Source organism: Acidiluteibacter sp., from assembly GCF_055129545.1.
Genome location: NZ_JBSRUB010000006.1, coordinates 130,843 through 153,300, shown reverse-complemented (window position 1 = coordinate 153,300; position 22,458 = coordinate 130,843). Strand labels below are relative to the sequence as shown.

Genomic DNA, 22,458 nt, shown 5'->3' with positions numbered 1-22,458 from the left:
TTTACCTATTTTAGAATTACTTTTTGAACACCCCTTCCATTTTCAGATTTCAAAACCATAAAATAGATTCCTTTATCTAAATGTGATAAATCTATATTGTGGGTGGACTCATTCGATAAAAACTGGCTCACAAACATGGTTTGACCAAGCATATTAATCACTTCCAACTGTTTAAACTTAGATTTATCGCTAAAATTGAATTGAACTACTCCATTCGTTGGATTCGGAAATACTTGAAAATAAATTTCATTTTCAATCTGCTTCTTTAATCCTACATTATTTTGTCCAAAATGCATGCGCATCATTGGTTGTCTGGCCATCCAACCCCAAGATGGATTGGATGTTTTTATAAAAACATAAGTTCCAAATTCATAATTTTCTGGATGAAACTTTTCTGTAATCAGTGATCTTCCAAGTGTCATTTCCCGGTTAATTGAATCCCCAAAAGTTTGTTTCATAGCTAAAATATACTGCCCCGAATCTAACAGAATGGGTGGATTAACTTTAAAATCTAACCAACTCTCTAAATCTGAACTGTCCAAGGTATATTCTTGACTCTCAAACTTCATCCCCGGTATCATAATCGCATCATTAATGGAAGCATATGAGGTATCAAATCCCCACACTTGTGCTTTTACACCTACTCCAATATTCCAAGTACTTGCGGAAATAAAGTAAGAGACAGTCGTTAATAAATTGGTTGAGTCGATGTGAAAACGAGTTCCTAATATTCCTTCATCTGTTGGCGTTCCAAAACCAAAAGCTCCGACAGATCCTATTGGTGAACCAATATCCTTTGCATAAACAGAATCTGTAATTTCATAATGAATAGTGTCCTCATCAAACAATTCGTTGATTGAGTCGGCAGACAGTGAATAAATCAATTGATATTTTCCAATTCCATCTTTATTGGCATAAATAGCACTTGATATCACAGTTACCGAATCTCTCTTTAGCGTATCTAATGGAACAGGTGGAACCGAATAAACAAGGACATTGTCTTTTAACACCCTCATATCTAGCCTTAAATTACTGGCTGACTCTCCGCCAGCATTTCTAACATCTGCTGTTAACTGAATAGGAGTTGACATCCCTTTAGGTACTTTAGTATAGTATTCAAATCGACCTGCTCCATCTGAAATTCCTACTTTATCGATTACTACTGCATTATTATAACCTTCTACTAACGCAATATCATCAATCATCCAATAGTAGTGAGATGCAGATTGAAAGAATCGGATGTAAATGGTGTCTTGATTGGCAGCAACTGAAGAAATATCTACTTCCATAAAAGTGTATGTTGCAGAATTGGGATTTCCATTTGGTTTTGCATTGAAGCTCGTCCAATTCAACTTATCAAGACTCACTTGTAATTCTAATTTCGAAGTAGTTGCATTGCAGCAATACCTGTAAGCTTGTTGCCACTGCAACTTCACACTCCTTTTTGGAGCAATGACAATTGCTCCTGATGTTAGATAAGCCTGCATATCCACGAATCCTGTACTAGGAGTTGGAGTATTGTACATATCAGCCGGCAAAGAAGCAAAACCATTGGAATCAGTTGTGGAATGTATTCGAGGAATAGTATTTGAATATTGTCCACCAGGCGCAGCTGTGGTATAAATCCAGTCAAAACCCAACCCAGTTAAGTCTGTGGAAACCCATCCATTCGGAACAAACCCACTCCCAAAATCTTCATACCACAAAGTATCCCCAGCAGATTTATCAAAACTAGTGCTAGATTTGATTTGCTCTTGATGAGACAATGACGACTCTATAGTGTAGCTAAATTCTTGGGCTTTTGCAAAAGCAGATATAAACAGAAAAACTAATACTATATGAATCTTTATATTACTCATCGTCTCTTTACTGTATGATTATTTTCTTTGTAACAACTCCTTTATTCGAATTCATTCGGATGAAATAAAGTCCTTTTGGGTGTTCGCTTAAATCCAAATTTATTTGACCCAAAGATTCTGAAATTTTTCTTTGCTCTACTGCTTTTCCATCAATTCCATAAACAGCAATTGATTGAATGGTACTATTTATTGGTAAGTCAATTACGAATTGTCCAAGAGAAGGATTGGGATAAACTTGAATCCCTGTATTTAACCCAGCTTCTTCAATTCCTACTGGCGAACAAATCCCACTAGTAGAAAGGTTTTTAACATTTAACCGGATCATAGGCATGGAGGTAATGAATCTCCAACTGGGTGCAAAACCACCATTTGCAAAAATAAATGAAATTAAATCTTTGTTAAAACTTTGATACGCTTCAGCTGATACATCTCGACCTAAACGCAATTCCCTATTGTTTTGAAAACCATTAGACTGCTCTACAACAGCAATGTATTTTCCTGCTGGAACTGACGTACTTGGCAACAATGGAATACTTATCCAACTTCCTAAATCTGTTGATTGAATGAGGTAAGGCACTGGATTTTGGGCAACTACATTAGCAAATGCTCCATTTAAATTACTAGCAGAAGTATCAAAACTACGAACACTCACCTTCACACTAGCTCCTAAATTTAAGGTGTTATTAGAAACATAAAAAGAGATGGAACTTAATGTTTCTGTGTTAAATAGATCATAAGCAAGTGCTATTCTTGAGCCATTCACATTGCCACCAACAAAACTGCCGGGACCAATGTCAGCAGTAGACTGACCATAATCTCGCGCATAAACAGTATCGGTAATACTAAATTGATAGCTCGCCGAATTAATATTTTGGCTCAACAAATCCGAACTCGTTTTATACACCACACGATAATCTCCTTGCGACAATTGACCATTAATGGGACTTTGCATGGACAGAATACTGTCTGCATTTTGATTCAATAGGGAAACATTTTTTGAGGCTCCCGTATAAAACACGCCAGCTCCTGAAACTAAAGCTGATTTTAGTTGTAAATTAGTAGCAGGTGCACTACTTTCATTCTTAACTATGGCAGCGGGATAGAGCGATTGACTAGCTGCACACGGAATCATAGTATATGACCCTCCCTGATTCGGATAATTGTACAAATAAGTCTGTGGAATTGTAATTCCATTTGAGCTTGATCCTACACCTTCAACTAGGGCAATATCGTCAACCATCCAATAATAGTGAGATACATCATTATAAAATCGAAGATAAATGGTCGTTTGGTTTGATGCAATAGCAGATATATCAACTTCTTTTAATTCAATATTAACTAATGCATTTGGTATTGTAACCCCTTTCACATCAAAAGAGATCCAGTTTAGGTTGTCTACACTAACCTGCAATTCCATGGTACTTGTTACAGCATTACAACAATATCGAAACGCTTGTTGCCATCGAACTAAAACAGAAGATTTGGGAGGAATAGTAATCGCCCCAGAGCTTAAATATTCTGAGATAATCGAAAACCCACCAGCTGGTGTCGGAGTGTTATAAAAATCTGACCGTAAAGAAGCAAAGCCATTAAAAGAGGTTGTGGACTGAATAGGAAGTGTATTGGCGGAATATTGTCCGCTAGGTGCCTGTGTAGTATAAATCCATGGAGTTGACCCTGAGGAAGTCCATTGATTAGTAGCAAAACCATTTCCAAAGTCCTCATACCATAATGTATCACCAGGTGCTTTATTTAAATTGGGCAAAACTTGTTTAGAAGTCAATTTTTGAGAAGCAGGCGTCAATTGAACTTTCGCTTCTTCTGCTGTTTTTACATTGACTTGACTCCATACTTGGGAACAGAGCATTACGGAAACAACTAAAAATGTGGAATTTTTTTTCATGGTGATGCATTTTGTTAAATCAAGAAAATCAGAATACTAAAGTTAATTAAAAATTATAGAAGAACTGAACTTCCCCATCTTAAAACTAAAATCTATTCTAGCAAGACACCCATAAATAGAAAAACTTCCTTGAAAAAAAATCAAGGAAGTTTTTACAGTATGTATTGTTTATTATTTTACAATAACTTTTTCAACTTTTCTAGTTGATCCATTGATCAATGTAATAAAATAAACTCCTTTATCAAATGAGGTTAAATCAAAATTTTTGGTAAATGTATTTGTAATAGATACATTATCAGTATACACTTCTTGTCCTAAGACATTCGCAACTGATAAAACATAGTTCCCTTGATCCGCTATAATATCCAATTTAAATTGTCCATTCGTTGGATTAGGAGAAATATTAAATTGATGAATTGACGATGAATTTTCATCGACTTTCGTGAATCTTTCAATATTCATACGAATCATTGGCTGAGCAAATATATTCCCCCAAGAAGGAGCTGCAGCACCATTTGCATAAACCATGGATGAATATTGAATCCCGTAGGGTTGAAATTCTTCTGAATCTCTAGCACGACCAATACGTAACTCTTGTGAATTAGCATTTCCACTTGACTGCTCAATAGCAGCTACATAATAACCTGCAGGAATTAAAGGCTTTGGTAGCATTGGTATGGTTAACCAAGTCCCTAAATCAGCCGCCTGAATAATGTATGGGATAGGGTTCTGACCAACAATACCTCTAGCATTAAGTGCTGCATCCAACGAAGTTTGTGAGGTATCCATCCCCCATACTTTTGCCTTTATTTCTATGCCTACATTGGCCGTAAGGTTGGAAATATAATATGATACTGATCCTAACTTCATTGGACTTTTTACATTAAATTTCGTTCCTATTCTTGATCCATCCACATCTCCATCTACATAAGATCCTGGCCCAATAGTGCCATCAGAAATGCCATAATCTTTTGCAAATACAGAATCTGAGACTTTATAAGGAATGGTATATACTGCCTTCACTTGATCAGCATTTACGGAATCTGATTTTGCAGTAAAAGAGATTGTGTAATCTCCCATCCCATCAGTATTTTGATAAACGGAAGGGATATCAAAGGTATCTGAAACTTGTTTTAAAAGTGAAGCAATTTTTACAGAAGAGTCTTGAAAAACAACTGTAGTTCCTTTCTCCACCTTAACCTTCAATCCAACATTTGCAGCATTAAAACCCCCGTCATTTTTAATAGATGCAGAGAAACCTAAAACATTTGTATGACTAACAGGCACTTGAGTATAAAACCCTTCTCTAGGATCAGTTCCAAACGTAGTAAACCCTTCTTCTGTGATTAACTGATTTCCTGAACCTTCCACTACAGCAATGTCATCAATCATCCAATAGTAGTTTCTAGATCCACCTTGGTACCATCTGATGTAAATGGTGTCTTGATTAGCTGCAACTGATGAAATATTAATTTCTGCTGACTCTACAACTGCGGTGTTTGCTCCTCTTCCGAATCGTGCATCAAAATTTGTCCAATTTAAATTATCAATACTAATTGAAAGTTCTAATGGGCTAGTGCTAGCACAACAAAAACGTTGAGATTGCTGCCACCTAACCAGAACATTAGAAACCGGAGTGATCACAATTGGACCTGATGTTAAATAAGCATCCATGTTGATCCACGATGGCGGTGTAGGCGTATTGTAAAAACTTGACGGCAATGAAGCAAATCCATTTGAACTGGTTGTTGAAGGAATTGCAGGAACATTAGTTGCATACTGCCCGCCTGGCGCCTGTGTAGTATAAATCCAATTAAATCCATTGCTTGCTGCATCAAAGGCAACCCAACCATTGGTTGAAAATCCTGTTCCAAAATCTTCGTAAAACAACGTATCTCCAGCAGCTTTTAATTGATTCTGATGAGTTAAAGCGAATTTCATTTCTTCAGCAGAAACAGCCTCCTCAACCATTTCTTGAGACTGATATTTTTGCTTACTTTCTTGAGCGAAGACTGGGCTAAGGCTTAAGAACAGTAGTGGCAATAAAAGGTAATTTTTTTTCATATTATTTAGATTAGTGTAAGTTAAATATAAGACATTGAAAGCAACTATCAATCAACTCGCATACAAATTATTACAATGTTTTTTTAAATAATTCATCCATTTCTGGAATTATAAAATTAAAAATGCCTCCAACACAAAGATTAGAGGCACTTCTTCAATTTATTTTATTTTTACTTCACAATCACTTTTTGAACTTCTTTATAAACTCCATTCTCAAGAATCACAAAATAGACTCCTTTGTCCAGATGAGACAAATCAATATTTTGAATTAAAGAATTGTTTACTAAAATAGCTTCATTATAAACTACTTGACCAACCATATTTCTAACAGAAAGTTTAAATTGGGAACTTTCTGCAATTACCTCAATTCTGAATTGACCATTATTAGGATTGGGAGATACTTTAAAATTACTTATGGCAACTTTCGATTCATTGATACCAACAGGCAGTAAGTCACCAAAATTCATTCTAATCATCGGTAATGCGTTAATGAAACCCCAGTTTGCAGCTGCTCCACCGGCAGTATAGACGAAGCTACTCAAGTAGGCTGTTTGAGCATTTGGCTGCAATGCTTCAGAAGCTCTAGATCTTCCCAATGTGAAATCAACAGCCGAGGTATTCGCTAAAGTTTGCTCTGCAACAGCGACGTACATTCCGGGAAGCAGCAAAGAATCTATTGGAATGGTTACCCATGTACCCAATTCTGAAGCTTGAATAGTATAAGAATTTTGATTTTGAGCGAACAGCACAATTGCTCCATTAAGTGTACTCTGAGATGTATCAAAATAATAAACTTTAGCCTTGAATTGTGCACCAACATTTAGTGTAGAATTGGAAATAAAATAGGATACTGAAGTCAATTTTGCCGCCTTATCAATGTTAAATCTAGTTCCAATCATTGAGCCTGCGGCATCTCCATCAACATAATTGCCTGAACCGATGGCACCGTTTGCAATGTTATAATCCTTACCAAAGATAGTATCTGTCACCTTATAATCAATTGAAGTCATTTCTAAAGTTGGGTTATAACTTGGAGTAATCCCTTTCGCAATATAATTAATGGTATAATCTCCAACCCCATTTGTATTATTATATGCATTTAACAAATTAAAGGTATCAGTAACTAAAGGAGCTATACTAGATACCATAGCAGAAGAATCATTAAACATTATTGCAGAGTTTTTACTAACGCCTACTTTTAACTTTACATTATTTGCAATCAATCCTCCACTATTCCTAATTTCTCCCCCAAAAGTTAACGGCTGAGTTAATGCCTTTGGCACCATCGTGTAAAACCCTTCTCTGTTTATTGGACCAAATGAATTTAGTCCCCTCACTAATTCCAGCTGATTCGCAGTTCCTTCCACCACAGCTATATCATCTACCATCCAATAGTAGTGACTCGCATTCATGTAAAACCGAATGTATACCACACTCTGATTCGCTGCCACTGATGATATATTCACTTGAAATGTCCCAGAAACACTTGTGCTTGGACTAACTCCCGGTTTCGCATTGAATGAAGTCCAATTCAAATTATCTGAACTCACTTGAACCTCCAAAAGAGCTGAACTCATGTTACAACAATAACGGTATGATTGCTGCCATTGAAGAATAATATCTCCCTTTGGATTCAAAGTGATCGGTCCTGAAGTTAGGTAGGAATCCATGTTAATGAATCCTCCTGCAGGTGTTGGGGTGTTATAAAAGTCAGCTCTCATAGAAGCAAACCCGTTCGATCCCGTTGTAGAACCAATTGGAGGAACAACAGTTGAATATTGCCCTCCGGGAGCTGCTGTGGTATAAATCCAATTAAATCCATTACTTGAAGCATTAAATGACACCCAGCCATTGGTAGAAAATCCACTCCCAAAGTCTTCGTACCACAAAGTATCTCCTGGCGACTTAGTAAGGGTTTCTATGTTGTTCAAATTCTTTAACTCTTCAATTGAAATTTGAGAGGGCTTCTCATCAATTATTTCGCCTATCATTTTATTTTGCTGCCCATGAATTAGGAAACAACCCAACAAGAAGACTACTGTTAAAAGATATTTCTTTTTCATACTGTGTCTGTTTAGATAATTTTTAATTGAATATTATAAAACCAAACTTAATACATCTTCTTTAGAGCAATAGTCTAAAGTTCACGAATAGGTATTAATTATTCATATTCGACTGAAGAATTGAATTGATATTTTTACTTCAGGTATTTATATTTTGAGCATTAATTTACAATCACTTTTTGAACTTCTCTGTTCACTCCGTTTTCAAGAATAACAAAATAGATTCCTTTATCTAAGCTTGACAGATCAATACTCTTTGTCAATGAATTACTAACTGAGATATTTTCATTATAAACTACCTGACCAATCATGTTTCTGATTGATAAATTGATTTTTGCATGAATGTTCATAAATTCCAATTTGAAATCACCATTATTAGGGTTTGGAATTATTTTGAAACTACTAAACAACTCTTCTGAATTATTGACTGATACAGTTTGACAGCTATTAAACATTGACGTGTTAATTCTTATCATTGGTAAAGCTGTTATCCATTTCCATTCTGGAGTGGTGGCTCCAGCGGGATAGACAAAACTACTATAACTGGCAGTTTGGTCATTAGGCTGTAAATGTTCTGAGGCAATTGAACGACCTAAACTCAATTCCACCAATGGAGCATTTGCATTTAACTGCTCAATCACTGCCACATACATACCTCCAGAAATTCTAATGTTATTACAAACATTCAAGGTTACCCAAGTTCCCAGGTCACTCGCTTGTATGGTATATGGCGATGAACTTTGTTTTAATCCTCCAACATTAAAGGCTCCATTTAATGTTGATTGCGATGGGTCAAAACCCCAAATTTTTCCACTAACCACAGCTCCAATATTTAAAGTAGAGGTGGATACATAAAAAGAAATAGTAGGAATAACAGTACTAGAGTTAAAACTATATCGAGTTCCTATACTAGAACCATCAGCATCTCCTCCTGTGTAGGAACCAGGTCCAATTGCACCGCCTGAAATTCCATAATCTTTTGCAAAAACAGTATCTGTGATAGAAAAAGGAATAGATTGAGAGGCAAGAGAGTCTGAAGTATTTAGAGAATCTGAAGCTGCAAAATAATTAATTATGTAATCTCCTGGTCCGTCAGTCAATGAATAAGGGTATAGGATACTCGTAGTATCAAATCCATTTTGATTTAGAATAGGCTTGGAAAAACTAGAGTCGGAATAAACGAGTGTACTCCCCTTATTTATATTGACTTTCAACTTTGAATTAGTAGATACAGCAGCACCTACATTCTTAATTTCTCCGCTAAAACTTAATGGCTGTGTTAAAGACAAAGGAATTTTTGTATAAAATCCTTCTCGATTAATAGTTCCAAAAGTGCTTAAACCTCTTACTAACTCCAATTGGTTATCAATTCCTTCTATAATAGCTATGTCATCTATCATCCAAAAATAATGACTTGCATTCTGGTAAAATCGAATGTAAAGTGTATCCTCATAAGAAGCAATTGATGTTAAATTGATTTGTTTCGTCTCATTAACTAGGACATTTTGCGCAAATCCCTCTTTTGCGTCAAAAGTGACCCAATTTAGACTGTCTGTACTTACTTGCACTTCCATTCGCTCTGTACCAGAATTACAACAATACCTAAACGACTGTTGCCATTGAAGCTTTACTACTTTAGTTGGAGTAATGACTATAGGACCAGAAGTCAAATAACTATCCATATTTACGAATCCTCCTATTGGCGTTGGTGTGTTGAAAAAATCAGATCGCAATGAAGCAAATCCATTGGCTGAAGTTGTGGATGGAATTGGTGTGGAAATTAATGAATATTGCCCTCCAGGTGCTGTAGTAGCATAAATCCAATCAAATCCATTATTGGAAGAATCCTTAGAAATCCAGCCATTTGCTGAAAATCCTCCACCAAAATCTTCATAGAACAAAGTGTCGCCTGCAGACTTGGCAAGGCTGTGCGTTATTGTATTCTTATTCAATTCCTCTATTGCAATTGGAGCCTGTTTCTGACTAATGATTTTTCCTATCATTTGGTTTTGCTGTGCCACAGAATAAACTGATATCAGAATTAGAAATATGGACAAAAAGTAGTTTTTTATCATAGTATTGAAGTTTAGTTCAATATAAATATAACACATTCCATTCAATTAGCAATCAACTTACAAACCCTTTCCTATATTGTAAAAGCAACATCTCTCTAAAAGAACCGTAAATGTTAACAATTTGAATTCAAAAAAATGTCTCAATGAGTAATCGTTGAGACATTTGATTATACATTCATAGGTAAATTATTGGATAATCACTTTTTGAACTTCTCTTTTCACTCCATTTTCTAGAGATATAAAATAGATTCCTTTATCTAAGTTTGTCAGATTAATACTCTTTGTCAATGAATTAATAACTGAGATATTTTCAATGTAAACTACTTGACCAATCATGTTTCTAACTGATAAAATCAATTGGGCACTTTCTGCAGTGATTTGAACATTAAACTGTCCAGAACTTGGGTTTGGAGAAACCACAAAGCTGTTGATCATTTCTTCCGTTTCATAAATACCAACAGGTAACAATTCACCAAAATTCATTCTAATCATCGGCAAAACAGTAATAGGACCCCAAGTAGGAGCAGCTGAACCAGCGGTATAAACATAAGAACTATAGTTACTATTTTCGCTATTGGGCTGTAATCCTTCAGAAGAAGTTGATCTACCTATAGTAAAATCAATTGTAGAAGAATTAGCATTATTTTGCTCTACTGCTGCCACATACATTCCCATTGGCAATAAAACAGGAGCTGGCAAAATATTAAAAGTCACCCAAGTTCCTAAATCGGATGCTTGAATAATGTAAGGTATTGGATTCTGTGCTTTTATACCAGGTACATTAATGGCATCATTCAATGATGCTTGTGAAGTATCAAATCCCCAAACTTTCGCTTTTATTTCAGCTCCAATATTCAAAGTAGAGGTAGAAATAAAATACGACACAGAAGTCAATTTAGCTCCTGCTTTAAGATTGTATCTTGTTCCAATTCTAGAACCAGCAGCGTCACCATCTACGAAAGAACCTGGCCCTATTCCTCCTCCTGACAAATTGTAATCTTTACCAAAAATAGTATCCGTTACTGTAAAGTCTATAGATCTTTTAGTTCTTGAAATATCAGCACTTGCAGTATTCGATTCTGCACTATAGTTGATTTCATAATCTCCTGTTCCATTGGTATTATTAAATGGTCGAACAATATCAACAACAACAGACTCCTGTGGAAGCAAAATCGGTTTAGTGGCAACAGAATCACTATAAACCATCGCATTATTTTTGGTTACGTTTACTTTCAACTTAGTATTGTTGGCAATCAAACCACCGTCATTTTTAATTTCCCCTCTAAAACTTAATGGCTGTGTCATCAGAGCAGGAACAAGTGTAAAAAAGCCTTCTCGATCAATTGGTCCAAATGAGCTTAATGATCGTGTTAATTCCAATTGATTCGGAGCACCTTCAACAATGGCAATATCATCAATCATCCAATAATAGTGGCTTGCATCTTGATAAAAACGAATGTAGAGCGTTCCTTGGTTTGCAGCTGCAGCAGAAATATTCACTTGAAAGGATCCTGTGGTTGCCGTATTGGCGTTTGCACTTGCTTTGGCTGAGTAGTTGGTCCAATTGATACTATCAGGACTCACCTGCACTTCTAGAGCAGCAGAAGTAGCGCAACAATACCTAAAAGACTGTTGCCATCTTAACAAAATATTGGATTTAGGTGAAATCACAATTGGCCCAGAGGTTAGGTAGGTATCCATATTAAAAAATCCTCCTGAGGGAGTGGGCGTATTGTAAAAATCTGATCGTAGTGAAGCAAAACCATTGGCACCAGTCGTCGATGCAATTGCTGCTATATTACCTGAATATTGACCACCTGGTGCAGCTGTGGTGTAAATCCAGTCGAATCCATTCTGAGAAACATTATTTGAGACCCAGCCGTTGGTAGAAAATCCAGTTCCGAAGTCTTCATAAAACAGCGTATCTCCCGGTGCTTTAATCAAAGAAGAATTTTCTATTAACTTCAATTCTTCTAATGAAGTTGTTTTTAATTTCAATTCAACTTCTCTTCCTGTCATTTTCTCTTGTTGAGCAAAGGTGAAAAAAGAAGCCAATGTAAATGTGATTGTAAGAACAAATTTAGATTCCATAATGAGTTGGGTTAAGGTGAGTACTAAATATCAGCCTCAAATTTAGTCTACCAAGCCCACTACATCTCACTAAAATTCACATATAGTAAAATATAATTCATAGTCAACCTATAAATGAAAGTTCAAAAAAAAAGCCTCCTTGATTTCTCAAGGAGGCTCCTAAAAATTTTAAGCAATTTTATCAATTACTTGATAACCACTTTTTGTACTTGTCTGTTTACTCCATTCTCAAGAGAAACAAAGTAGATACCTTTATCAAGGTTAGACAAATCGATAGTCTTAGTTAATGAATTACTAACTGAAATATTTTCATTGTAAACCACTTGACCAATCATGTTTCTAACAGAAAGGTCGAATCTTGCATTTTCTGCAAGTACTTCTACCTTAAATTGACCATTATTTGGGTTTGGAGAGATAACGAAGCTATTAATAGCTTCTTTAGTTTCTGTTATTCCTTTTAATAAACCAAAGTTCATTCTAATCATTGGTAAAGCAGTAATGTATCCCCATGATGGAGCGGCAGCACCAGCAGCATAAACAAAAGTACTCAAGTTGCTATTATCAAGATTAGGCTGTAAATTCTCAGAAACGGTTGCTCTACCTAACGTAAAATCAATGGCAGCAGTATTGGCATTACTTTGTTCCGCAGCAGGAACATACATTCCAACTGGTAACGCTACAGGTGGTAACATTTTAAATGTTACCCAAGTACCTAAATCCGAAGCTTGAATAATATATGGTATTGGGTTTTGAGCCTTAATACCAGGAACGTTCATTGCATCGTTCAAAGAGGCTTGAGATGTATCAAATCCCCAAACTTTAGATTTAATTTCTGCACCAGTGTTCAATGAAGAAGTACCGATAAAATAAGAAACAGAAGTTAATGTTGCAGGAGCTCCAAGATTGTATCTTGTACCTACTCTTGAACCAGCAGCGTCACCGTTAACGTATGAACCTGGTCCAACTGCACCACCTGAAACATTATAATCCTTACCTAGAATAGTATCCGTGATAGCAAAATCAATTGAAGTCATTGCTCTAGACATGTCTGAACTAGCTGCATTTGCCACAGCACTGTAATTCATTTTATAATCTCCTGTACCATCATTATTACCATAAGCAGTTACAATTTCTACTGTATCTCTCACTTGAGGAGAAAGAGACGCAACAGCACTAACTGAATCGCTGTATACTACAGTAGATCCTTTCGTTACATTTACTTTCAACTTTGTGTTTGAAGCAATTGAACCACCGTCATTCTTAATGATACCACCAAATGATAGTGGCTGTGTCAATTGAACTGGAACTTTAGTAAAGAAACCTTCTCTATCAATAGGACCAAAAGAACTGAATGCTTTAGATAATTCTAATTGATTAGATGCACCTTCTACTACTGCGATATCATCAACCATCCAATAGTAGTGACTCGCATTTTGGTAAAAACGAATGTAAATCGTATCCTCATTTGCAGCTACAGATGAAATATTAAGTTGTTTATTTCCAGCCCAAGCAGCATTTACAGCTGCAGGAGCCTTTGCATCAAAATTTGTCCAATTTGCGTTGTCTGAACTAACTTGCACTTCTAGAGCAGCAGTATTAGCATTACAGCAATAACGCAAAGATTGGTTCCATCTCAACAAAACATTTCCTTTAGGTGGAATAACAATAGGTCCAGAAGTTAAATAAGAATCCATGTTAATAAAACCACCACCAGGAGTTGGAGTGTTGTATGCATCAGAATTAAGAGCAGCAAAACCATTCGCTGCAGTAGCCGAAGTAATTGCAGCTGTATTTGTAGAATACTGACCTGTCGGTACAGCTGTCGTATAAATCCAGTTAAATCCATTCGATGAAGCATCTAAAGCAACCCAACCGTTTGTAGAAAATCCCGTACCGAAATCTTCATAAAACAATGTATCGCCTTCTGCTTTGTTAAAATTTTCAGATGCTTTGAATTTCAATTCATCTGCTGAAGCTGGCGCATATTTAGCATCTAGAACCTTTCCAACCATTTTCTCTTGCTGAGCAAATGTGAAAGTTGAAGCTAAAACTAGCGCACCTGTTAAAAAGTAATTCTTTTTCATTGTGTGTGTTTTTAGTTAAACAATTTTTATCAACCCTAAAGTTAAGACTTTTTTTATAAATCAACTGATTTTTACAAAAAGATTATATTTATGTTATCATTTTAAACGGCATTATTCGCTTAAGACTGGCTCTTCATAATCTTGAATGGGCGCACAACTACAAATTAAATTTCTATCGCCATAAGCATCATCCACACGTTTAACTGTTGGCCAAAACTTATTGGCTTGAATGTATGACAATGGAAAAACAGCTTTCGTTCTAGTGTAAGGGTAATCCCAAGATTCACTAACAACTTCACTTAAAATATGAGGCGCATTCTTTAGGACGTTATTTGCCTTATCAGCTACTCCGTTTTCTATGCCTTCAATTTCATTGTAAATAGAAAGCATTGCTTTGATGAATTGATCCAATTCCTTTTTGCTTTCGCTCTCTGTTGGCTCAATCATTAAAGTTCCACTAACAGGAAATGATACTGTAGGCGCATGATATCCATAATCCATTAATCGTTTGGCAATGTCTACAACTTCAATTCCAGATTTTGCTTTAAATCCTCTGCAGTCCAAAATCATTTCGTGTGCCACAAAACCATTTTCACCTTTATATAGGACATCAAATTTTTCTTCTAACAATACACGCATGTAGTTTGCATTTAGAATCGCAAATTCAGTGCTATTTCTCAATCCAATTGCACCAAGCATTCGGATATAAGCATAAGAAATAGTCAAAACCAGAGCACTTCCAAAAGGAGCACCTGAAATGGCCGTAATGGCCTTATCACCACCAGTGGTTACCACAGGATTAGAAGGTAAGAAAGGTGCTAAATGAGCCGCAACTCCAATTGGTCCCATACCCGGACCACCGCCACCATGAGGAATGGCAAACGTTTTATGCAAATTCAAGTGACACACATCAGCGCCAATTTCAGCCGGATTGGTTAATCCCACTTGTGCATTCATATTGGCACCATCCATATACACTTGTCCACCATGCTGGTGAATAATTTTTGTAATGTCTTTTACAGAACTTTCGAAAACACCATGAGTAGATGGATAAGTAATCATCAAACAAGACAATTCATTGGAGTGCTTCTCTGCTTTTTCCTGCAAGTCAGCCACATCAATATTTCCTCTTTCATCACATTTCACTACCATCACTTTCATACCAGCCATCACTGCTGAAGCAGGATTGGTTCCATGCGCAGATGATGGAATTAAAGCAATGTTTCTATGGTGATCTCCTCGATCTAAATGGTAAGCTCTGATCACCATTAAACCAGCATATTCTCCTTGTGCTCCAGAATTCGGCTGTAATGAAGTTTGAGCAAAGCCTGTAATTTCAGACAAATAACGCTCTAAATTATGCAACATAATGGTATAACCTTCTGCCTGATCAATTGGCACAAAAGGGTGTAGATTATTGAATTCAGGCCAGCTTAGAGCAAATAACTCACTTGCTGCATTCAATTTCATGGTGCATGAACCCAATGCTATCATAGAGTGAGTCAAAGACAAATCTTTATTCTCTAAACTCTTAATGTATCGCATCATATCCGTTTCAGAATGATTCTGATTAAACACTTCGTGCGTTAAAAAAGGAGTCGTTCTTTGAATGGATGAATTGATCGAAATAGGCCCGATTTCATCCCTAGAGATAGTAGCATCTGAACCAACCAATTTTGCAAATACATGTAACAGTTCGTTCAAATCGTCTAGCTCTACTGTTTCATCCAAACTGATGGACACAGTGGAATCGTCTACTTTTCGGATGTTAATTTCTGCTATTAATGCTGCTGCTACTATTTGATCTGCTGTATATTTCGCAGTATTAATTTGAATGGTATCAAAAAAGTCCGTGTTTAAATTCTTAAATCCAAGCTCATTTAATTTAAGGCTAAGTGCATTGGCGTATTTGTGGATATTGGTAGAAATGGAACGAATACCTTCTGCTCCATGATAGCAAGCATACATTCCTGACATTACTGCCAATAATACTTGTGCTGTACAAATATTTGAAGTTGCTCTATCTCTTTTGATGTGTTGTTCTCTAGTCTGCAGTGCCATTCTTAATGCTCTGTTTCCACTTGCATCAACGGACACGCCTATAATTCTACCTGGAATGTTTCTCTTGTATTCTTCTTTTGTGGCAAAATAAGCTGCATGAGGCCCACCATAACCCATCGGAATACCGAAACGCTGTGTTGTCCCAACGACTGCATCTGCCCCCCATCTACCAGGTGCTTCTAAAATAGCCAAACTCATAATATCAGCTGCAACTACTAGAAAGGCATCGTTATCTTTTACTTTTTGAGCAAATGATCTGTAATTGTACACTTCTCCATTTATCGCTGGATATTGAACAATGGCACCAAATGTTTTGGATGTAAACTCAAAAGTTTGATGATCTCCAATAACCAATTCAATGTCTAAAGGCTCAGCTCTTGTTTGCAACAATGAAATAGTTTGTGGCAACACTTCTTGTGAAACAAAAAACTGATTGGCTTGATTTTTCTTTGCGTCTTTACTTCTACTGCTGTAGAACATGATCATTGCCTCTGCAGCAGCAGTAGACTCATCTAATAAAGAAGCATTGGCGATTTCCATACCTGTCAAATCAGTGACCATGGTTTGAAAATTTAATAAAGCCTCTAATCTACCTTGCGCAATCTCTGCTTGATATGGTGTATATGCTGTATACCAACCCGGATTCTCTAATATATTTCGCTGAATAACACCCGGAAGTTTCGTACCGTGGTATCCTAATCCTAAATAAGACTTATACAACTTATTCTTTCCACCAAGCGCTTTTAAGTGCTTTATGAATTGAAATTCACTCATTGCTTTCGGAACATTCAACTCTCTGTTTAATCGAATGTTTGAAGGAACGGTTTTGTTTATTAATTCTTCAATTGAACTCACTCCTATCACTTCCAACATTTGTTGGATTTCAGCATCACGTGGGCCAATATGTCTTGATTTAAACTCAGCATTTGTCATCTGTAGTCTGGTATTTAAGTTAAAAAATTAGTGGACAAATATACTCATATCGAAATGCTTCTATGCTTATTTTTGGCTTATTTTAAAATGAAAAAATAAGTCGAAAACAAAACGCGGCATCCATAATCATATTATTAAATTTCAACACTTTATAGAAGGTTGATTTCTTTTCTTTGTTGTTGAGTAAACACTAAAATTTAAAAAGAGTTTTTCACAGAAAGAATAACAGCAATTAAAATTGACAATTTGCCCTTAGGAAGCTAATTTTAGAGTTTATTAATTCAATTTGAAAACAGCCACACAATATTTCTTTCGATTTCTATTATTTGGGAACGTATTTGTTTCACTTTGTGCGGCTAGCCTTACATACATAAATGCCCTTTATTTTGAGCTGATCGAAATTGCTTTCCCGCTAAGCATTTTTATTTATTGCTGCACCAACATCGCTTATAACTTTCAACGCCTTTTTAGAATTAGAAAAACATCAAGTGAAAGAAATTCAATTCGCTTAACATGGATTAAAGAAAACAAATTCTTATTGCTTCTTTCAAACTATCTACTTTCAGGAATCGCCGGTTTTTTACTTTTGTTTCTCCCGAAAACCACTTTTCCATTCTTAATACCTATCGGGCTCATCTCCCTTTGGTATGTTGTCAGTTTTAAGAAAATCCCTGCTCTAAGAACCATTCCTTTTGTAAAATTATTTGTGATCGGATCCATTTGGGGACTTTCTACTTTTGGATTGCCCTTATTTTTATCTCAAACTGCATCTTGCTCGCTAAATCAACTCCTCACATTTACAGCGATTAGCTTTTTCATCATTTTTCAAACCATCCCTTTTGACATTAGAGATATAAACTATGACAACAACTTTCGTATCAAAACCCTAGCCCAGCAATTGGGATTGCAAAAAAGTAAGTATTTCTCCATTTTTGGATTTGGAGTGCTTTCTCTACTGTTTTTTTGGTTAGACCATCAAGAGCCTAAAAATTTAGCTTCAACCATACTATTTTCTTACAGTATTTCTTCGCTTTTAGCCATCCCAATTATTATAAGAATAAATGCCAGTCGTAAAGAGATTTATTATTCAGGAGTGGTAGAAAGCATTCTTCTATTTCCTTTCTTAGTCTATCTTTTTTTGATGAATGCAATTTGAAGTTATTATATCAATAATGAGCTTTGTATCTTTGAGGCAAAAGATAGACGCATGAATTATATCAACTCCATTGCATTTGCGAAAGAACAAGACGAAAAGGATCCGTTAAAACATTTTCGATCAGAATTTCACATTCCTAATTTCAATCCGAATGGATGTTATTATTTTACAGGAAATAGTTTAGGATTAATGCCTAAACGAGCAAAAGCAGCTATTGAACAAGAGCTTGACGATTGGGCTAAATATGGTGTAGAAGGTCATTTTGAAGCTAAAAATCCTTGGTTTTCATATCATGAAAATTTTAAAAAAGGAGCTGCTTTAATTGCAGGAGCTAAAGAAAGTGAAGTAACTGTGATGAATGGATTGACAACCAATCTTCATTTATTGATGGCTTCCTTTTATCAGCCAAAAGGCAAACGGTATAAAATTTTATGCGAAGCTAAGGCGTTTCCTTCTGATCAGTATGCACTGGAAAGTCAGGTAAAATTTCATGGATTTGATCCTGAAGAGGCCATTATTGAAATCCCTCCGAGAATAGGTGAACACACCATCAACCACGAAGACATTTATGATGCTTTAAAAATTCATGGTGATCAGATTGCCCTTGTAATGATTGGAGGTGTAAATTATTACACCGGACAGGTATTCGACATGAAAACCATTACAGAAAAAGGACATCGAGCTGGTGCCATAGTCGGATTTGACTTGGCGCATGGAGCAGGGAATATCGAATTAAAATTACACGATTGGGGCGTTGATTTCGCCGCGTGGTGCTCGTATAAATATTTAAACTCTGGACCAGGAAGTGTTTCGGGAGTTTTTGTACATCAGCGGCATGAACAAAACAATGAATTAAAACGTTTTGCAGGTTGGTGGGGAACACCTGCTGAAGGTCGATTTAAAATGGCAAAAGGATTTGAACCAGCAACTGGGGCGGATGGATGGCAATTGAGCAATGCACCGGTTTTGGCAATGGCTGCGCACAAAGCGTCATTGGATTTATTTGAAGAAGCTGGAATGGAGAATATTTTTGCAAAACGTGATGCACTAACTGGTTATTTAGAGTTTATCATTAACGATATTTCTGAAAGAAATCCTGCTGCAAATTTTGAAATTATAACACCAAAGACAGTCAATGAAAGAGGATCACAAATTTCAATATTAACACACGGAACGGGTAAAGACCTATTTGATTATATCACCGAAAAAGGAGTAATAGCAGATTGGAGAGAACCGAATGTAATACGCATGGCGCCAGTGCCTTTGTACAATTCTTTTGAAGATGTGTATCAATTTGGACAATTATTAGAAGCAGGATTAAAAAATTAAGAAGATGGAAAAAATTGCAATTGTTGGTGCAGGATTAGTAGGCTCATTAGAAGCTATATTGTTGGCAAAAAAAGGATATCAAGTAGAAGTTTTTGAACGTCGACCAGATATGCGATTTGTAGAATTAAGTGCAGGAAGATCAATAAACTTAGCACTTTCGGATAGAGGCTGGAAAGCGTTAAAAATGGCCGGAGTGGATGATAAAATTATGGATACTGCCATACCGATGTATGGTCGCATCATGCATGCAGTAGATAGCACTTTGACCAATCAACCTTATGGAAAAGAAGGACAAGCCATTTATTCGGTAAGTAGAGGTGGATTAAACCAAACCTTGATGAACATAGCAGACCAACAAGACAATGTCACTTTTCATTTTAACAAAACGTGTGATGACATTGACTTAAATCACAATGAATTGCACTTTACCGATACTGAAACACATCAAACTTCTACCTTCAAAGCTGATCGAATTTTTGGAACAGATGGAGCATTTTCAGCAGTGAGGTTGCGATTACAAAAAACACCTCGATTTGACTTTTCGCAGTCGTATTTAAAACATGGCTACAAAGAATTAAGTATTCCTCCAAATGCCGATGGAACACATAAACTAGACAAAAACGCATTACACATATGGCCAAGAGGCGAGTTTATGATGATTGCCTTACCAAACATGGATGGTAGCTTCACCTGTACTCTATTCTTTCCATTTGAAGGAAAACCTTCTTTTGGATCGATAAAAACAGAACAAGATGTACTCGATTTTTTCAACAGCACTTTTGCTGATGCAGTCGATTTGATGCCAAATTTGGTTGCTGACTATTTCGAAAATCCAACATCTCCATTGGTAACTGTAAAGTGTGCTCCTTGGAATTATAAAGATAAAATTATTCTAATGGGAGACGCTTCTCATGCCATTGTTCCTTTTTACGGACAAGGAATGAACAGCGGATTTGAAGATTGCTCTGCATTTGAAGAAATGTCTGCCGACTTCAAGGGAGACTGGAGCAAACTGTTTGCAGATTTTGCACGTGAACGCAAACCAAATGGAGATGCAATTGCAGATTTAGCCATTCAGAACTTCATAGAGATGCGTGATAAAGTGGCAGATGAAAGTTTCTTGTTGCGCAAAAAAATTGAGAAAAAAGTATACTCCAAATACCCAGAAAAGTGGATGCCGCTTTATTCACAAGTTACCTTTAGTCACATTCCATACAGTGTAGCTCTGGCACAAGGCAAGAAACAAGAAAAAATCATGGATCAAATTATGGCCAATCCAGAAATCGAAAAAAAATGGGACAGCGATGAAATAGAACATGAGATTTTAAGTTTAATCTAGTATGAAAAACATCCTCACAATTGTTTTATTGGTTGTTTCATTTGGCAGTATGGCGCAAATGCGCAAAGAGCGTGGTGAAGTATTTCCATTGGATCGAGAGCTTAGAAATGGTGGCTTCATGTTAGCTCCTGGACTCACGTATACTTTTGCCCCTAAAGAAAGTGGAACATCAATTGAGACGGATTCATTGAATGTTTCATACGAAGCAAATGCCAGTGGAAAACTCGGTGGATTTGTTCATGCAGGATGGTTTCACAGTTTTGAAGATCCATCAATTATTCACTTTATTGATTTTGGTGTAAGCTACAAGCTTTTCAGAGGAGAAACGGCTGAAAAAAACACCATCAGAACTGGACTAGACTCCATGTCAATTGAAAACAATGTCTATTCTTACTCAGATCATAACCTTGGGTTATATTTCAATGCAACACATGCCACACACCTTGGCTTGAATACTTTCTTAAGTAATTCGTTAGGTGTTAACGCAGATTATATTTTTATAAAAGATAGAACGTATTCAGGCGACTCACCTGCTGCAAACCCATTTACTCCAGATGATTTAACTGTGCAGTTGCATTATAAATTTGGAATTGGATTTAGAGCTTTCAAAAAACTACTCATTGTTCCGAGTATTGAAACGCCAATTCTTACATTATTCCCTTTTGACAATGGAAAGTCTACGTTGAATTATTTCAGTAATAATTACCGACCGATATTGATAAGTATTCAGTTTTACTTTTTACGGGATGATCCGGTTAATTGCGCCTCTCCTACATACAATGGGCCAGATTATGGCATGTAATTAATTGTTCAAAAACGGATTGTACTTCCGTTCAAAGCCAATAGTCGTTTTTTGACCATGACCAGAATAAACGGTAAAATCATCACCCAAAGGGAATAATTTGGTTTTAATGGACTTAATCAAAGTATCATGGTCACCACCTGGCAAGTCAGTTCGTCCAATACTGCTGTAAAACAACACATCACCACCGATGATTACCTTTTCCTTTTGCGCCACAAACACCACGTGACCAGGTGCATGACCAGGAGCAAAAATGACAGCTAATTTAGTGTCTCCAAAAGAAATCACATCTCCTTCGTCTATAAATTTCATTTCACCACCAAAGGCTGGCACAGAAAATCCATACATAGAAGCATAATTTGGAACTGCCTCTAATACTGGCAAATCATCTTTGTGAAACTGAACAGGTAATTTATATTTATCACAGACAAAGTCTAATCCCAACACATGATCAATGTGGCAGTGTGTATTTAAGATATGCACAACTTCTATTTGATTTTCCTCAATAAAACGAGAAAGTTCCTTTTCCTCTGAAGAATTAGAACAACCTGGGTCAACAATTACCCCTTTTTTGGTGTCATCAAACAGCAAATAGGTGTTTTCTTGAAAAGGATTGAAGGTAAATATTTTAATCTTTAACATAACTCGTCTATTTAGAGAGAACAAATATAATGGTTAACGTAGATTTTAGTTAATTTT

General features: G+C 36.2%; 13 protein-coding genes. 4 read left to right on the top strand and 9 right to left on the bottom strand.

The window, feature by feature from the left end:
- Positions 1-5: 5 nt before the first annotated feature.
- The 8 genes from ACTB0X_RS02615 to gcvP form a co-directional block, all read right to left on the bottom strand.
- Positions 6-1,859 (bottom strand): T9SS type A sorting domain-containing protein, encoded by a 1,854-nt coding sequence (locus ACTB0X_RS02615; RefSeq protein ID WP_463023427.1) that lies wholly within the window; start codon positions 1,857-1,859, stop codon positions 6-8.
- A gap of 7 nt (positions 1,860-1,866) precedes the next feature.
- Entirely contained in the window at positions 1,867-3,762 is a 1,896-nt protein-coding gene (locus ACTB0X_RS02610) for a T9SS type A sorting domain-containing protein (protein ID WP_463023426.1), read from the bottom strand.
- A gap of 171 nt (positions 3,763-3,933) precedes the next feature.
- Complete coding sequence (locus tag ACTB0X_RS02605; protein WP_463023425.1) at positions 3,934-5,826, bottom strand: T9SS type A sorting domain-containing protein; 1,893 nt, start codon at positions 5,824-5,826, stop codon at positions 3,934-3,936.
- A gap of 170 nt (positions 5,827-5,996) precedes the next feature.
- On the bottom strand, positions 5,997-7,889 hold the full coding sequence (locus tag ACTB0X_RS02600; RefSeq protein ID WP_463023424.1) for a T9SS type A sorting domain-containing protein: 1,893 nt from the start codon (positions 7,887-7,889) through the stop codon (positions 5,997-5,999).
- A gap of 161 nt (positions 7,890-8,050) precedes the next feature.
- Positions 8,051-9,964, bottom strand: coding sequence for a T9SS type A sorting domain-containing protein (locus ACTB0X_RS02595; RefSeq protein ID WP_463023423.1), 1,914 nt, complete (start codon positions 9,962-9,964; stop codon positions 8,051-8,053).
- A 186-nt stretch (positions 9,965-10,150) separates the two neighbouring features.
- Positions 10,151-12,055: a T9SS type A sorting domain-containing protein gene (locus tag ACTB0X_RS02590; protein ID WP_463023422.1), complete on the bottom strand. Its 1,905-nt coding sequence runs from the start codon at positions 12,053-12,055 to the stop codon at positions 10,151-10,153.
- Positions 12,056-12,240: 185 nt separating this feature from the next.
- A complete protein-coding gene (locus ACTB0X_RS02585) occupies positions 12,241-14,139 on the bottom strand; it encodes a T9SS type A sorting domain-containing protein (protein WP_463023421.1) in 1,899 nt (632 codons plus the stop codon).
- Positions 14,140-14,250: 111 nt separating this feature from the next.
- Positions 14,251-17,133, bottom strand: a complete 2,883-nt coding sequence (gcvP, locus tag ACTB0X_RS02580; protein WP_463023420.1) for an aminomethyl-transferring glycine dehydrogenase — start codon at positions 17,131-17,133, stop codon at positions 14,251-14,253.
- A gap of 286 nt (positions 17,134-17,419) precedes the next feature.
- On the opposite strand from gcvP, the gene ACTB0X_RS02575 reads away from it, so the two are divergent.
- Genes ACTB0X_RS02575 through ACTB0X_RS02560 form a run of 4 tightly spaced genes read left to right on the top strand, consistent with a single transcriptional unit; the run spans position 17,420 to position 21,759 of the window.
- Positions 17,420-18,289, top strand: coding sequence for a UbiA prenyltransferase family protein (locus tag ACTB0X_RS02575; protein ID WP_463023419.1), 870 nt, complete (start codon positions 17,420-17,422; stop codon positions 18,287-18,289).
- A gap of 51 nt (positions 18,290-18,340) precedes the next feature.
- Positions 18,341-19,618, top strand: coding sequence for a kynureninase (gene kynU, locus ACTB0X_RS02570; protein WP_463023418.1), 1,278 nt, complete (start codon positions 18,341-18,343; stop codon positions 19,616-19,618).
- Between the two features lie 4 nt (positions 19,619-19,622).
- A complete protein-coding gene (locus ACTB0X_RS02565; RefSeq protein ID WP_463023417.1) occupies positions 19,623-20,957 on the top strand; it encodes an FAD-dependent oxidoreductase in 1,335 nt (444 codons plus the stop codon).
- A 1-nt stretch (position 20,958) separates the two neighbouring features.
- Positions 20,959-21,759, top strand: a complete 801-nt coding sequence (locus ACTB0X_RS02560; protein WP_463023416.1) for a hypothetical protein — start codon at positions 20,959-20,961, stop codon at positions 21,757-21,759.
- On the opposite strand, the gene ACTB0X_RS02555 is transcribed toward ACTB0X_RS02560, so the two are convergent.
- Positions 21,760-22,401 (bottom strand): MBL fold metallo-hydrolase, encoded by a 642-nt coding sequence (locus ACTB0X_RS02555; RefSeq protein ID WP_463023415.1) that lies wholly within the window; start codon positions 22,399-22,401, stop codon positions 21,760-21,762. It lies immediately after the preceding gene.
- Positions 22,402-22,458: the final 57 nt, after the last annotated feature.

Excerpts from the sequence above, each read along its gene's own strand:
- ACTB0X_RS02615 (WP_463023427.1), bottom strand. The coding sequence starts at position 1,859 with ATGAGTAATATAAAGATTCATATAGTATTAGTTTTTCTGTTTATATCT.
- ACTB0X_RS02610 (WP_463023426.1), bottom strand. The coding sequence starts at position 3,762 with ATGAAAAAAAATTCCACATTTTTAGTTGTTTCCGTAATGCTCTGTTCC.
- ACTB0X_RS02605 (WP_463023425.1), bottom strand. The coding sequence starts at position 5,826 with ATGAAAAAAAATTACCTTTTATTGCCACTACTGTTCTTAAGCCTTAGC.
- ACTB0X_RS02600 (WP_463023424.1), bottom strand. The coding sequence starts at position 7,889 with ATGAAAAAGAAATATCTTTTAACAGTAGTCTTCTTGTTGGGTTGTTTC.
- ACTB0X_RS02595 (WP_463023423.1), bottom strand. The coding sequence starts at position 9,964 with ATGATAAAAAACTACTTTTTGTCCATATTTCTAATTCTGATATCAGTT.
- ACTB0X_RS02590 (WP_463023422.1), bottom strand. The coding sequence starts at position 12,055 with ATGGAATCTAAATTTGTTCTTACAATCACATTTACATTGGCTTCTTTT.
- ACTB0X_RS02585 (WP_463023421.1), bottom strand. The coding sequence starts at position 14,139 with ATGAAAAAGAATTACTTTTTAACAGGTGCGCTAGTTTTAGCTTCAACT.
- gcvP (WP_463023420.1), bottom strand. The coding sequence starts at position 17,133 with ATGACAAATGCTGAGTTTAAATCAAGACATATTGGCCCACGTGATGCT.
- kynU (WP_463023418.1), top strand. The coding sequence starts at position 18,341 with ATGAATTATATCAACTCCATTGCATTTGCGAAAGAACAAGACGAAAAG.
- ACTB0X_RS02565 (WP_463023417.1), top strand. The coding sequence starts at position 19,623 with ATGGAAAAAATTGCAATTGTTGGTGCAGGATTAGTAGGCTCATTAGAA.
- ACTB0X_RS02560 (WP_463023416.1), top strand. The coding sequence starts at position 20,959 with ATGAAAAACATCCTCACAATTGTTTTATTGGTTGTTTCATTTGGCAGT.
- ACTB0X_RS02555 (WP_463023415.1), bottom strand. The coding sequence starts at position 22,401 with ATGTTAAAGATTAAAATATTTACCTTCAATCCTTTTCAAGAAAACACC.